Annotated in this window: 15 protein-coding genes; 6 read left to right on the plus strand and 9 right to left on the minus strand. The window is 40.1% G+C overall.

Features of this window, described 5'->3' with window-relative positions:
- The first annotated feature begins 6 nt into the window (after positions 1–6).
- On the plus strand, positions 7–1,170 hold the full coding sequence (locus EXM22_RS04765; RefSeq protein ID WP_149485413.1) for a phospholipase D-like domain-containing protein: 1,164 nt from the start codon (positions 7–9) through the stop codon (positions 1,168–1,170).
- Between the two features lie 9 nt (positions 1,171–1,179).
- On the opposite strand, the gene EXM22_RS04770 is transcribed toward EXM22_RS04765, so the two are convergent.
- The 3 genes from EXM22_RS04770 to EXM22_RS04780 all read right to left on the minus strand — a co-directional run bounded on the left by EXM22_RS04770 (position 1,180) and on the right by EXM22_RS04780 (position 4,416).
- Positions 1,180–1,671, minus strand: coding sequence for a protein-tyrosine phosphatase family protein (locus EXM22_RS04770; protein WP_168203347.1), 492 nt, complete (start codon positions 1,669–1,671; stop codon positions 1,180–1,182).
- A 39-nt stretch (positions 1,672–1,710) separates the two neighbouring features.
- The gene (locus tag EXM22_RS04775; protein WP_149485415.1) at positions 1,711–2,238 is read right to left on the minus strand and encodes a hypothetical protein; all 528 of its coding nucleotides are present in this window, start codon (positions 2,236–2,238) and stop codon (positions 1,711–1,713) included.
- A gap of 99 nt (positions 2,239–2,337) precedes the next feature.
- Positions 2,338–4,416, minus strand: coding sequence for a UvrD-helicase domain-containing protein (locus EXM22_RS04780; RefSeq protein ID WP_149485416.1), 2,079 nt, complete (start codon positions 4,414–4,416; stop codon positions 2,338–2,340).
- 285 nt (positions 4,417–4,701) lie between these two features.
- Here EXM22_RS04780 and EXM22_RS04785 point away from each other — a divergent pair, with 285 nt between their 5' ends.
- Positions 4,702–5,040: an NUDIX domain-containing protein gene (locus tag EXM22_RS04785; RefSeq protein ID WP_149485417.1), complete on the plus strand. Its 339-nt coding sequence runs from the start codon at positions 4,702–4,704 to the stop codon at positions 5,038–5,040.
- Between the two features lie 48 nt (positions 5,041–5,088).
- Here the strand turns inward: EXM22_RS04785 and EXM22_RS04790 are convergent, their stop codons facing one another.
- The 4 genes from EXM22_RS04790 to EXM22_RS04805 form a co-directional block, all read right to left on the minus strand.
- The gene (locus EXM22_RS04790) at positions 5,089–5,757 is read right to left on the minus strand and encodes a class I SAM-dependent methyltransferase (RefSeq protein WP_168203348.1); all 669 of its coding nucleotides are present in this window, start codon (positions 5,755–5,757) and stop codon (positions 5,089–5,091) included.
- A 225-nt stretch (positions 5,758–5,982) separates the two neighbouring features.
- Positions 5,983–6,642 (minus strand): hypothetical protein, encoded by a 660-nt coding sequence (locus EXM22_RS04795; protein WP_210411555.1) that lies wholly within the window; start codon positions 6,640–6,642, stop codon positions 5,983–5,985.
- Positions 6,643–6,725: 83 nt separating this feature from the next.
- Positions 6,726–7,715, minus strand: a complete 990-nt coding sequence (locus tag EXM22_RS04800; RefSeq protein ID WP_149485420.1) for a hypothetical protein — start codon at positions 7,713–7,715, stop codon at positions 6,726–6,728.
- 138 nt (positions 7,716–7,853) lie between these two features.
- Complete coding sequence (locus EXM22_RS04805) at positions 7,854–8,264, minus strand: type II toxin-antitoxin system MqsA family antitoxin (protein ID WP_168203349.1); 411 nt, start codon at positions 8,262–8,264, stop codon at positions 7,854–7,856.
- Positions 8,265–8,634: 370 nt separating this feature from the next.
- Between EXM22_RS04805 and EXM22_RS04810 the strand changes: the two genes are divergently transcribed.
- From EXM22_RS04810 to EXM22_RS04825, 4 genes are all read left to right on the plus strand, one after another.
- Entirely contained in the window at positions 8,635–8,946 is a 312-nt protein-coding gene (locus tag EXM22_RS04810; protein WP_149485422.1) for a DUF1294 domain-containing protein, read from the plus strand.
- Between the two features lie 178 nt (positions 8,947–9,124).
- Complete coding sequence (locus tag EXM22_RS04815) at positions 9,125–10,438, plus strand: MATE family Na+-driven efflux transporter (RefSeq protein WP_149485423.1); 1,314 nt, start codon at positions 9,125–9,127, stop codon at positions 10,436–10,438.
- A gap of 294 nt (positions 10,439–10,732) precedes the next feature.
- The gene (locus tag EXM22_RS04820; RefSeq protein WP_149485424.1) at positions 10,733–11,944 is read left to right on the plus strand and encodes an MFS transporter; all 1,212 of its coding nucleotides are present in this window, start codon (positions 10,733–10,735) and stop codon (positions 11,942–11,944) included.
- Positions 11,945–12,021: 77 nt separating this feature from the next.
- Complete coding sequence (locus tag EXM22_RS04825) at positions 12,022–12,426, plus strand: response regulator (protein WP_149485425.1); 405 nt, start codon at positions 12,022–12,024, stop codon at positions 12,424–12,426.
- Positions 12,427–12,430: 4 nt separating this feature from the next.
- On the opposite strand, the gene EXM22_RS04830 is transcribed toward EXM22_RS04825, so the two are convergent.
- A complete protein-coding gene (locus EXM22_RS04830) occupies positions 12,431–12,835 on the minus strand; it encodes a hypothetical protein (RefSeq protein ID WP_149485426.1) in 405 nt (134 codons plus the stop codon).
- Positions 12,836–12,845: 10 nt separating this feature from the next.
- Positions 12,846–14,270: a pyruvate kinase gene (gene pyk / locus EXM22_RS04835; protein WP_149485427.1), complete on the minus strand. Its 1,425-nt coding sequence runs from the start codon at positions 14,268–14,270 to the stop codon at positions 12,846–12,848.
- Between the last annotated feature and the right edge of the window lie 47 nt (positions 14,271–14,317).

Here is a 14,317-nt window from a genome sequence, read left to right on the forward strand (position 1 = left end):
ACTCCCATGTTTTTTCTTGACCAAAATAGTACTAAAAAAGATAATTATATGATGTATTTGATTTTAGCTGGAAGTCTTTCTAATCTATTTTCGGATTCTGATGTTCCATATTTGAATTACAGACTTGCAGAGAAAGTGTTTTGCAAAGCATTTTCTGCTGATGATTTATCCAGGAATGATATTGCGGTTGATTCTATAAAAAACGGTATAGGTTTTGGGCTAAAAACTTTTTTAAGAGGAAATGATAAAACACTTCAAAAAGTTGCTGAATTTAATCAAGACAGACCTGAATATATTACTCGACCTCTTCATGATCAGATTATAAAAATTGCTGAATTAAGAAATCGTCGTCTCAAGTTTGCACAAGATACCTTTAATATCGACTCTCTCTTATATCATTGTGTGCTGCGTTCGAACAAAGAATTCCATATTTTCGAAGAAAATATGGATTATATTGATATTGAGAATATCTCCTCGATCAAAAAAATAAAAAATACTATTAGATTCAAAGACTCATTACATGAATATAGTTTTTCGTTATCCAAAAGTACTTTGTTAAAGAGATTTCAAACCAGTACGTGCACGACATCATTTCCTATTGATATTATTGATAATCCATTAGAAATGTTGCTTGACTTACTGCCTTCAAAAAACACTGAGTTAATGTTTGCAGCTGAACATATACATGAAGAATACATGATCGAAAGAAGTGTTGTAATAGGTTCTGTTTATCTACCTCTGTATGGTATCGAAAAAGGAATAAAAAAAGTGTTTGAACGGAGCGGACTGAATCAATGGAATGCTCGGGGTAGAGATCGTCATGAAAATGAACTGTATATTCCTGTTCCAAGACTGATTCATCAGACTTTTCCTGGTTTTTTTCCTCCAAGAGATACTACTTTCAATTTGAAATGGCCTACAGGTGAAACAATTATTGCTAAAATATGTCAGCAGGGTGGAAAGGCTTTAATGTCTCAAAGCAACCGAGATTTAGGAGAGTGGATCTTAAGGCGAGGTCTGAATCTCAATCCCGGTGAATTGGCAACATATGAGCTTTTGAAAGATGTTGGAATTGATTCAGTTAGGATTGATAAATATTCTGATAATGATTTTGGGATTTATTTTACAGGAATTGATTCATATGAAAAATTTAAAAAGCAATTTGTGTAATTCTTATTTTCAAACTATATAATTTCGACAGAAATCTTTCTGTTCTTGTCCTTCTGAACCTGAGCCTGTGTCTGATGTAATTCTTTTAGCTTCTTCTAAAGAATAACCAATCATCCTAAGTAATATAATGGAAAAAGTTCCAGTACGTCCTATTCCTCCAGCACAATGAATCAAGATATTCTCTGTTTTAAGTTGTTCATAAGCCTGCTTAAGCGCTGATTCATATTCTAAAAGAGCTTTTTCACCTGTTGGTATCCCAAAATCCGGAACTGGATTGTATATTATTGGAATGTTACTTAGTTGGCCATTATTTACAGCCTCTAAGTAATCTTTTGATTTGTACTGAATCTCAGATTTATCTACAAGGCAAATTATTTTTGATATATCGTGATTTTTTAATTCAACTATTACTTCATCAAGATTTTCATTTCTTCCAGGCATAGAATGCAAGAAAATTTCCCCTTTAATTTTGTTTTGTTCTATCTGTCTGAATAATTTCATTTCCATTCTCCATTTTTAACATAATAAAATTTAATATATCTAACGATCCATTTGGGCAACATACAGATTTATTACTGCTTGATCTAATACTACTAGTACAGCGCTGATTGAATTGAAATTCATAATGATTGTTTGTCCATAATCATTACAAACATGTTCAGTTATCCATTTAATATCATTTTCTGAAAAAGAATCTAAATCATCGCCATATGATGTTATCTTACTCTTTTGATTTATTAGTGTTGAAATAAATTTCTGGTCTATTTTTATAGTTTTTTCATCAAGATCCCATGGAAGGTTGTTAATCAGACTGATAAGATCCTGCATATATTCAGGATGACTATTAATCATCTTCCAATGAGTTTGACTGATTTTTTCAAGCTCTATGAAATGTAGAAATATTTCATCATTATTATCCATAAGCATTTTCAGTATAGAGCGGTATTTTGAATCCAAAATAAAATTTAATATATCCTCAGCTGAGTAAATGCCCTCACCTTTTGATATTAGCTCATTAAGAGAATGATTTGGTAGTAATGACCAGCTCAAATCAATGTACGCACTCATAAATAGTTTTAATTTAACTCCTTACAATATGGTTAATTCATTTCAAGAAATTGTATTTTGATTATATGGTTTATCTGTAATATTTACAGATGTATTGACCTACCCCCGGAAGGCTTCCAATACGGTCTTCAACAGCTCATCCTCAGGCTTCTCTTTCATAAACACATTGAGGATATCCATGGTTCGGGTCAGGCTGACATAGAGCAGGTTCTTTTTGATCTTATCCTCTGTTCCCTCATCCAGCCCTTTGATCCCCTGTTCCAAACGGGGAAGGAAGAGCAGCACCACAGGCATATCCAGACCCTTACTGGAATGAAGTGTGGAGATGCGGACCTTACCGGATTCCAGGAAGTCAAATTGACGATCCATGATTGTTGTGCTGTTAAATCCAGCCTCTCTGACAGCCTGGCTGATCTTATTCTCAAATTGATAGGATGGAACCAGAATGAATATATTCTCAGGATCGTACTCTAATGTGTTGATGAGGAAGGTCAGCCTCTTTTGCAGCATCGAATAAAGATCCTGTATGTGTTCCGCCGTAAAGAGCTCCGGAGCTGGTCCTTCCCGGAAGGCGGAGAGATCTTTTTCATCATCCCGGAAGTTTTGACAGAGCTCCATGATGGCCCGGGTACTGCGGAAGTTCATTTTGAGAACACTACTGTGCCCCTGGATTTTAATTCCTGAATGTTTATAGGGTGACTGGAAGGAGTAGATGCTCTGCCCTGTGTCTCCGGCCATAACAATACCCTTGTGGGTCTGGCTTTTTAAAATTTTAAGCTCCAGGGTGCTGATATCCTGCACCTCGTCTATAAAAATTCTATCGATTTCAGCTCCTGGAAGGGAGGCTGCAATAAGGGTTCGGCTATACCCTTTACTGACCAGGCCGGAGGCGAACATCTTTGCTTCCAGACTTTCTTTGATCCTCCAGACTTCCTCTCTTTGCACCCTTGAAAGGGGAATCTTCATGCCCCGACGACCGACCATATCATCAATATACTGCTCCCTGCTGTATCCTGATGAGTATATAAAGTTCTCAAGCTCTGCTTCCAGCTGGAGGGGAGTGAGAAAAGCGGGACAATCAGTTTCTTTGCAGAGTTTTTTCAGGGTCTTATAGTCCACAGTCAATCCGGGATGGATTTTCTGCAGCATATGAAGGAACCAGGAGTCCACCGTACTGATCAGATCATCTGGACGGGAGTCCAGATGCATAATGGTGGATATATAACTGTTGTATTTTACCAGGGTTCTTGTGTAGGAGAGCAGGATAAGGGAGCCGTCATCCAGGAGTGATTCCTTCCGGCTTTTTATATCCCGCCGGAGGGCTTCCAGGAGGATAAAGGTTTTACCCGTACCTGCAGCTCCGGTGATCAAAAAATCACCCTGTTCTGGAATCCTTCCCAGGATCTCTTTCTGTTCTGCCGAGAGCCTCAGCAGGGTCTGTTCGTAGTCTCTCCGGGTCCTCGTGTAAAAGACCATTCGTTTTAATTCTTCCGTATAGTTCTGAATAGGTTTGAAGTCCTTCAGTTTTGTCTCTGCTTCCCTGAGACGGAGTTTAAGATTCTGCCGTTCATCCCTGAGCTCTTTGTTCTTTTCTTCTGATTTCAGACCTTTCTGTGCTAATTGAGCCATATTGGCAGATGTGAGTTTGAGGTCTTCCTCCAACTGTTCTTTTTCACCCTGGAGCATCTGATAGGCTTCCAGTTGTGCCAGTAACTCTCTATTTTCTCTCTGAGCCTGAAAGGCCTCCCATTTAAGATTTGCATAGTCTTTCAGTTCAGCTGTGAGGTCGATCCGGTCATGCCAGGATTTCAGAGTGTCTGAGAGACTATTCAGAGCCTCTTCCTCAGCTGTGTGCATAAGCCGGCAAAACTGAATAAACCTGTGGGTGGCGGCCAATGCCTCCTCTTTGCTGATGCTGTCAAAATTGTGACGGATTCCATTGGTCAGTATCCTGTCATGATTTATACCGTTGAAAGATTGGAGTTCGGGGATATATTCTTTTGAGGTATCAGCCATCTTTCGTTTAAGAGAGAAGAGTTTATCCCCAAAATTGGGGTGTTCAAAAGGTTCCGCTGTTATTTGTTCATTCAGGATATGTTCGATATAGGCAGATAGGGCAACCAGGTAAAATCCAGGGTCCGAGGCGGAAAGGTTGGTCAATCGTTGAATGGCTGTCATAGGGGCCTCCAGAAATATGTATTTGTATATTATAGAGGCGCAAATGAAGAGTGGACAGTATAAAAATAAATAATGCAGACCTCCTCATTCTATGTCCCCCCGGCATGATAATTTTGATTATAAATAGGGGTAGTCTGTTTTTTTTAATTTTCATATCTTTCTTTCGTATTTTTCCTTTTATTTAGGCTTTATCTTTTTTATAGGTGAACAGTCGTTTTGATAAAGGAAGAAATAAATTTTATATTAGAAGAGACGCCAGTCAAATGGCTGTAATCGGAGGTTTCTATGAATCAAAAAGTCCGTATAAGGCGAAAAGGTGTTGCTTTGGTAGAAACGGAGAAGGGTATACTTCTTGTTCTGGATAAGGGAAAGAAATATTACTCTTTACCAGGAGGCGAGGCACATCCAAAAGAAACAAGAAAGGATGCCTGTAAAAGAGAATTGGAAGAAGAAACAGGGATGATTGCCCATTCTGCCCGCTACTTTGATGCCTACCTGGGACCTGTCTGGAACAATAAGCCTATACGTAACGATACAAAAGTCTTTGTTGTAGAGGCAACGGGTCATCCTCAGCCAAAAAGTGAAATAGCGCAGTCGCCTGGTGGACGCCGGGATGCGATTTGAAAGTAAATGATAATGCCAAGCGTCTGATTAAGAAATACTTGTTTGAGATTAAACCCCATCAATAGCCCTGATACCGCTTAGATCTTTCTTCTGAAAAAGCAGTTCACTCCAGCTGATGCCCCCTCTGTTCAGACCGTCTGATCTCTCTTCCTGTGAAACCAGCTGGAAACCGATCCGTTCAAAGAGAAAGACATACTCCTGGGCCGGCCTGATTCTAAAGAGTCTGTCTTTGGCATCTCTGTCGTTGATGATGCCGGGGTAGGTTAGGGGGACCGTGACAAGGAGCCTGCCGCCGATCTTCAGCAGACGGTGGAATGTAAAAGTGGTATCAAACAGATGATTGTCAGGGATGTGCTGCAGGACGGCGGAGCAGAGTATTCCGTCCCATTCCCGATTGGAGAAAGTATCAGGTATTTCATCGGGAAGTGACCCTGTTTTAAATCGATCAGCCAGTTCTTTGAAGCCGGATTTTGAGAGCCTGATCAGTTCTTCAGAAGCATCCATACCGTAGGCATCAAATCCCTGTTCCAGTAGGGTCTGGACATCCCGGCCGGAACCGCTTCCAATATCAAGGATTTCACTTTCTGCTTTAAAGTACGCTTTGAATCTGTCTTTGTAAGGACTTGGTTTTGAGCCGTACAGACGGAATGTTTCCGCAGCATTTGAGTTGTAATAATCCAGGGTGTGATCATAAAGGTCTGCTGATTTTTTGGACATCATCTTATTGTAGGAGATAGGGGAACAGGGGGCAAGCAGATTCTGTATCCCTTATTCTAAAAGTCATTTTAACCGACTCATCCTATGTCCTTTTAACTAGAGAAGAAAGGAATTCATGTCTAAATTGAAATTGTCTGTAGAAAAATATTGCATATCGCGATATGAGATGGTTGGTCTCAAACCCACTTAAATTCATTTCCTTGAGGATAAACATTGGAAGTGGGGTTAGCTGTATAGTTCATCTAATTTCTTCAATATTGTTTCTATAGTAATTTTTCGAATACCTAAAGTTTTAAGATCCGGTGAATCACTCTTCATCTCGTCAAGGAAGGATTGCATATCATCAGCTATGGTTTTTGGTATGGATACTGGCTTGTCCTCAACAATTAATGCCAATCTGAATACATCATTTTTATGTTTCTTTATCACTTTACTATCTACGGGTTCGCCTTGCTTTTTCCGTTCAGTAAGATCAATCCAGGCTTTTGCCTTAAATGGAATCAGGTACTCTGTTCCCAAAACAGGGATATCATTGATAAGGATTTTCCCTTGCTTAAGAAAACGATAGTAATCCTCATCAAGAAGAATTGCTGAAAGACTTGAAATATCTTCTTCCATAGGGAGAGGAGTCAGGTATCCTTCACCAGAGTAAAACAGTTGATCAGGTTTTCTTGAGAATAATTCAAGCATTTTTGGAAAAGTATCATCTTCTGGATTTGCAAAACGATAGAAGATATTCTTTTCCGATCCCTTCATCTTGTTTTGGTATCGCCCTTTTTCTATAAAGGCCCACATTTTTTCAACAAACTCAGAATTGAGAGCCTCAGCTATCAGAACAATGTCCAAATCCTTTGTAGCCCTGAAATCAGCTCCAGCTTCTTCCATCAGTATAGCGCAGGCTGTCCCTCCAATAAGAACAAAATTATTTTCATAGTCCTTAAAGTGTTTAATAAAAAGATCCAGTCCTCTTACCACTTAAAATCTTCCAATAGCTCCTCCAGAGCAGATTCAATACGTTCATCCCCATTATCTTTGAGACTCAAGTAGAGAGAGAGCTTGTCTATTTTATTCTCTGTAGAAAAGAGTACTGGATTATAACGCCACAGCTGAAGATCTATTTTGTCTGACGATCCGTCAGGTAGGATCTCCCATACCTCATTTTTCATACGAGCATTGAACAATGTTAATGACATGGCATAAACCGGATGGGGAGGAGGATTTATCATCGTACGTTTGGATAAAGCAGAATGTCCGCTGAGGGCTAATTCCTTTGAAACTTCATAATCAGACGGTATCGATATAATCCTTTTCACCGGAGATACCATAAAGGGTAATGAAGCCTTCCACAGTTCTTCCCCTTTATAGTTAAAAACAATAATCCTTTTTCTTCCCTGCTTCTTTAATGTTCCCAGATTCAATACTTCCAGTTCTTTAAAAACTCTAGAGAATGACATGGTTGAGTAACCCAGTTTTGCAGCCAGAAAAGATGGAGATAGTTCAGTCCTCTCTCTATTATGAAAATGGTAAAGAAGTACAAGTTGTGCAACCGTACTGAGAGACAGATTCCCTGTGACAAGATTGCTTTTATAATACTCCCTTAGACAAACACCGAGGCGGGGAAGGTACAATTGATTGTCTGGTACAATAAAGGAAATTTTATTTTTTATCAGCTCCTTCCTGGCATATGAATTCGTCTCATTACAGAGATAGATAGAATACAGGCCTGTCTTCTTTTCAATTTGAAAAAAATGTTTCTTAAGAATTGATGGAGATTGATTTTTCTTTTCACGGGGGATTATAAGCAAGACAATTTCATCCAACAAATTGGCTTCGAAAATTTTATAGTGGTTCTGAAGGAGGAGAGAGAGATGGTCTTTTTGTGTATAGTCTTTTACAGAAAGAAAAACACCAAGGATTGATTCGACATACTGTATCGTTCTTTCAACCAAGTCATTCATTTCGTGCACCTTCAAACTAACATTAAATTTAGATACTAACATTAAATATGTTAATAAGCAAATATTATGTTAGCATTGACCAAGTCTTTATACATTATGGCTCGGATACCCCTCAGATCCTTCTTCTGAAAAAGCAGTTCAGACACAATCAACCTTTTTTATATCATCTAATGAAATAGTATTGTTCAATAATAGTTTCATTAGAATATCAGTAGATCTACTTTGAGACTGTTCCCCCCTTTCGTATTTTGAGAAAGCCATGGGGCCCCCTCCAAAGAGAATACTGGCATCCTTCTGTGATAGTTTCATCTTGCTTCTGAATTGTTTGATTTCTTCAGTTCTCAATAAATGATCTATTTCTCTTTTTTTGTCAGTTCTTTCTTTCTTAGAGACTTTTAGGTCTTCAGGTCCAAAAAAAGATTCATCACATTCATCACACCAATCCCCTATCTGATCATAAGAATACTCTTGATCCTTGTAATTTGATGTAAACTTCCGCGTTTCTCTAATCAGATCTCCACCACAGATTGGACATTGATCTTTTAACATAATAACTCCCTGCATGGTTTCATAGTATTGCTCCTTAAAATATGACTAACCGAAACGGTTAGTTTAATTATAACCTATTCGGTTAATATATTTCAAGATGCAATGCAATAATTTGTATGTGCTGTCAAAAAGGCTGATTACAATAATCATCCTAGTGTCCAGCTATGGCTGAATAACACATCAGATCTGTCTGGTGATTCAATTCAAGTCCGAAAGCCTTAAGATTCCCCAGGTCATTTACACCATTTAAGGGTTTAAAAGCCAAATCTAAGCTTCTCTTTCAATAATATTATGGTACTCAATCCATCTGTGAGCAAATGGCATATTTTTTGCTAATAAATAATCAATATTTATTCTTGAGGGGTATATTATGCTGAAAAAGATGATCCTGATTCTGTTAGTACTGTTGAATATCTATACCTTTGTTACTGTCCGTATGGACAAACAATCAGCCGTGAACGGTTCTTCCCGAGTTCCTGAAGTTCGTTTGGTTGCCATTAGTTCTTTAGGTGGTGCTCCCGGAATGCTTCTGGGGTTCAATGTGTTCAATCATAAAACCAATGTTGTGAGAAAGGGCTATCTGCAGGATGCCATAAAACTGGTTTTATTTCAGAACCTGATCATGTATGGATTCGTATTCTTTAGTTTACGCAAAAAGAAAGAGAAGGTTTGGAGGTATTAAGGTGGATAAGGACTCTCCAGTTCTACTCCAATGATTTATATCAATTATCCAAATCTAAGTATTATTGGTGAATCTCCCAGCTACAAACAAGCGGCCTAGTTCCTGTTTCAGAGGATGAGGCTGGCTCTATTTTTCAACAACAAGGTTTCAGTTGGACCTATCAACATAAGGAGAATCTATGTTTCAAATAAGCAAATCACTTAAAAACATCAACTATAAAATGTTACTGGCCCTTATATTGTCAGGTCTGTTTCCTGCCATCTATATGGCCGTGAGAGTTCGATTCCTGGGAGATATGCCCAGTGACTGGGGTGTAAATATAGCATCCCAGCTCTCCTGGGTGAATCTTTTATATGAGATAATGAATGAGGCCATACTGCTGCCTGTCTTCTTTCTTTTTGGGAAAGTCATCAAAGATAAAGAAGACCTGGAAAACCGATTACGGACGGGGCTTATCATCACTTTTGTTCTCTATTGTGTACTTTCAATTCTTATCGCTGTAATGGCTGAACCACTGGTTCTCATGATGGCTCAGCAATCTGATCTTGTCCCTGCCACAGTCATATATATCCGCTGGGAATCATTGGCTGTCGTCTTTTCTATATTGTTCCGTTTTCTTCTGCCGGTTTTTATACTGATCAATAAGGAACGGGTCATCTACATCTTTTTAGCCCTTCAAATGTCCCTCTCCCTGATCTTTGATACGCTGCTGATCAGCTCATTGCCTTTTTCCCTGAATATAGGAGTCAATGGCATTGCCTTCTCAAACCTACTTACAAGTGTAATTCTGGTTGGAATAAGTTTGTTTTCCCTTACTCGATCCGGCTATAGTATTATTCGAAATAATCGACCCTTGTCTTTTCGTTGGACCCGGGAGTGGCTGCGAATCGGAGGATATTCCGGTATTGAGTCATTAGTCCGGAACCTCGCCTTTATGATCGTGATACTCCGGATGATCAATGTTGTGAATGAGCAGGGAACATTCTGGGTCACCAACAACTTTATATGGGGGTGGTTGTTACTCCCGGTACTGGCTTTAGGGGAATTGATAAAACGGGACTGCGCGGAAGACTCATCAAATATTCAAAGGTTCTTCCAGGGATATATGTCCCTCACGACAATATTCGTACTGCTCTGGATTCTCACTATTCCATTTTGGAAAGGCTTTCTCTTCAATGTCATGGGAGTTCAGAATCCAATCGAAATCTTCAATATTGCCCTGGTTTCTCTCATATTTTATATCGTTTTTGCCTACAACAATGTTGTTGACAGTATTTTTTATGGAATAGGGAGAACAGATCTAATGCTGTTACAGTCTCTGGCAACAAATCTTATCTTTTATATAGGAGCATATGCGTTGTACCTGAAAGGGCTCTTTATTCCCAGTTTGACTGGCATAGCCATCCTCTTTGGCCTGGGAATTGTCTTTGATTCACTGATTACGTTCTACCTCTATTACAAACTGATGAAAAGAGAGCTTGTATTAGCATGAGAATCCATCGCCTTTATTGAAGAAACCCCAATATTACCCGATACATACTTTTCTATCCTGATTTTCTGTGGCATAATTTTCTGTAGTTGTAAATCATTTGGGACGGGCGGGATCACAGGTTCTTGTTTCACTCCCCATATGGTTCAGCGTATATCTGATAAAGCCTAAGATTCAAATCTGGTTCAAAAGAAGCTGAAACCGCTTGAATAACCACAGAATCTGATTTATTGGTTACCCGCACCTCATATTTTAACAGGCCGGGGCTGGTATTTCTTATTGATGTGGAGATTGTTCATGAAACATAAAATGGCCAGGAATATCAACCTGGATTATTCTTTCACTTTCTTATCCAACTTAAACCTGTTGCATGCCCTATGGATGATATATCTCAGCCTGAAAGGCTTCACCCTCCTGGAACTGGGACTCCTGGAAGGAATCTTTCATATGACATCTTTTTTGATGGAAGTACCCACAGGAGCCGTGGCAGACCTGTGGGGTAGGAAGCACAGCCGCATCCTGGGACGGCTCTTTTTTATTTTCAGCCTCATCTTCTTATGGACTTCCGACTCCTTTTTATTTCAGTCTATAGGATTCATTCTAACAGCCATGAGTTATAACCTTGAATCCGGAGCCGGAGAAGCCCTGGTTTACGATACTCTGGTTTATCTCGAGAAAGAATCGGCCTATATGGGAACCAGGGGGAAAAAAGAACTGATATACCAGTTGGCCTCTATTATGGCTTTCTTATGCGGAGGATATTTCGCAACAAAAAATTACAATATTGTCTTTACCATCACCATGATCTTTGCTTTTCTATCCCTCATCAATGCCTTTTTAATGGTAGAACCCCTAGGCATAAAGGCAGTGAAAACGGAGGACAAAAGACTCATTTTCAGCATCTTTCAATCCTTGGCACACCACAGCCGCAGCAGTATTCTTGTGATCAAAAAAGAGCCAAAAATTGCCTTCTTAATCATTTTTTCAGAAGGAATCTTCGTATTTGCAACCTGTTTATTCTTCTATCTTCAAACCTGGTGGAAATCTGTCGGCATCACTGAATTGACCATGGGGTATACCTTTGCAATTCAGGGCCTTGTCGCAGGGCTGACCGCCATGGCCGCCCCAAAACTGGACAAGAAAATAGGGGAGCAGCGTCTGTTGTTGTTTTTGCCCCTTCTTTTACTCTTTAGCCTTTGGGGTGTGGCACTGACCTCCTTTAAATCGCTGTTTTTTATATTCACAGGAGGGTTTGAAGGCATACTCATCGTCACCGTCAGCGATTATATCAATAAACTGATCCCCGGTGAGTTCCGTGCGACAATTCTATCCTATCAGTCCATGGTGTTCAGCCTGCTCATGATCCTGCTGTTTCCCCTTTTGGGATGGATAGGGGATGCCTATTCTCTGCTGCTATCCTTCTATATCATTGCCATAACAGCCTCCATACTCTACATCATTTATCTCTTGACGACTCTGTATAAAGGTATGAAAATAAAACAGGCATAATTTATTGGATACGGATATATAGATTGTGGTATATAAATGAATTTTTATTGTATAATTCAGGAAGTGAGGATTTTATTGTGCATGCATTAATAGTCGATGACGACTTTATCGGTCGAAAGCTTATGTTGAAATATTTGAGAGATTATTGCCTCTGTGATGTGGCAATTTCCGGGGATGAAGCCATCACCGCTTTTCAACTGGCCTGGATTGAAAAAGATCCCTATGACGTCATTTATCTGGACATTGTGATTCCAAGGAGTAATGGATTCGAAGTCCTGGACTATATAAGAAACTATGAAAAAGAAAATGACTGTCCTTTCAAAGCAAAAATCATCATGGTTTCCGCACTGGATGACCAGAATCAAATCGTCAATGCCTATAGAAATGAGTGTGACAGTTACATGGTAAAACCCATCAGCATGAAAAAGCTCAAAGAAGTGAGCAAACAGGCCGGGGTGCCTCTTAAGAAAATACTACGCTAATATCTCATCTAGTACTGATCGTGTGAATCTTCACTCTGTAATAGACCCAGAGAATATGAAAAAGAACAAAGATGACAAGAAATGCCCAGAGTGCCGGAGGGTTGCCATGGGTACGTGCAGCAAGGTCTATAATAAAGCCAACAACGGCGGTGAATGACCAGATGATTTTTAAATTCAGCATGGCTTTAAAGGTCTGAACATCCGAGTTTCTTCCCAATAGTGATTCTATACCAATACCAAAAAGGGCGGCAGCGCAAATTCTGCTGGCCACAGGATCCACAGCGGTCCATCCCAAACCGGTTAAAAAGACCGTTGGAAGGATCATAAGGGGGAGTGCCGTTAAAATATCTGCGGCAAAATGAATGATAAACCATACCTTAAGCTGTTTACGTAATTGTTCTCTATCCACTGGAATCTCCTTATACTTTTTCTATTTTAATCATGTTGGTAGCCTTGCTCTCCAAGAGGGGGATTCCCGTTGCATAAATAAGGGTGTCGCCTTTTTGAACATACCCCCGGTCTTTAGCCAGTTGGAGAGCCAGCTTCAGAGTATGGTCAGTATCATTGACATCTGATATTTTTTCGGCTCTCACACCCCAAACTATATTCAGATATCGCATGGTCTTTTCATTCTCTGTAAAGGCCAGGATGGGAACAGAACTACGGTACTGGCTGAGAAGGAGTGCCGTCAGACCCGACCGTGTGATGGCAATGATAAACTTAGCTCCCGCCTGTTCGGCCATGATGCATGCGGCATTGCAGATAGACGCCTCGTGACTCTTGATTTTTTCCCGCCTTCTCAGGCTGATCAGCCGCTCAGCCGATAAATTCTGTTCCGCCATCTTGACGATTTTTTTCATAATTTTAACAGTTTCCAGAGGATACTGACCCACAGAGGTTTCACCACTGAGCATCACCGCATCTGTTCCGTCAAATACTGCATTGGCCACATCGCTGGCCTCGGCACGGGTAGGACGGGGATTGCTTATCATGGAATCCAGCATCTGAGTTGCTGTGATAACAGGCTTATTTTCACTGTTACACAATGAGATGATCTTCTTTTGTATGACAGGGACTTCTTCTGTGGGAATTTCAACACCCAGGTCTCCCCGGGCCACCATGATGATATCCGCTTCGTCAACAATGCCCTGAAGATCCTCCAGAGCCTCTGGTTTCTCTACCTTGGCTATGATGGGCAGATGACAGCCCTTTTCCTTGAGTAGACTTCGCAGTTCCTGAATATCCTCTTTCCGGCGGACAAAGGAAAGGGCAATATAGTCTATTTTTGCGGAGACCAGAAAGTCGATGTCTCCTCTGTCTTTCTCAGTTAAGGCGGAAAGGCTGATGGGAACACCAGGTAGATTTATTCCCTTTCTGGATTTTAGTACCCCAGTATTCATGACTCTGCATTTGATGTCTGGTGGGGACACTTCAATCACTTCCAACTGAATCAGTCCGTCGTCTATGAGGATCTTGTGGCCCCTACTGATATCCTCGGCAAGTCCTGGGTAGCCGGCGCTCAGCTTGTTGGGAGATGACTTGGTATCATCGCTGCAGAGAATAATTTCATCACCTGTATTCACCGGTATATCATGAGCGAGCTTGCCCAATCTAATTTTAGGACCGCTCAAATCGGCTAAAATGGGAATGTGAAAACCCATGTCTGCCGAGGTCTTATTGACAAAATCAATGAGGGCCAGGAGTTCTTCTGGTTCACCATGGGAACAGTTGATACGAGCGACATTTAAACCAGCCTTGATCATGCTTTTTAAAATTTGAGGATCAGAACAGGCCGGGCCAATAGTTCCTATAATCTTTGTACTAGAAAATTCATGAGTCATCATTCCTATAATTATGATTTACTGATGAACAATTACAAGAGAAAAGAGGA

Origin of the sequence: Oceanispirochaeta crateris, assembly GCF_008329965.1 — a bacterium.
Taxonomy (GTDB): Bacteria; Spirochaetota; Spirochaetia; order DSM-2461; family DSM-2461; genus Oceanispirochaeta; species Oceanispirochaeta crateris.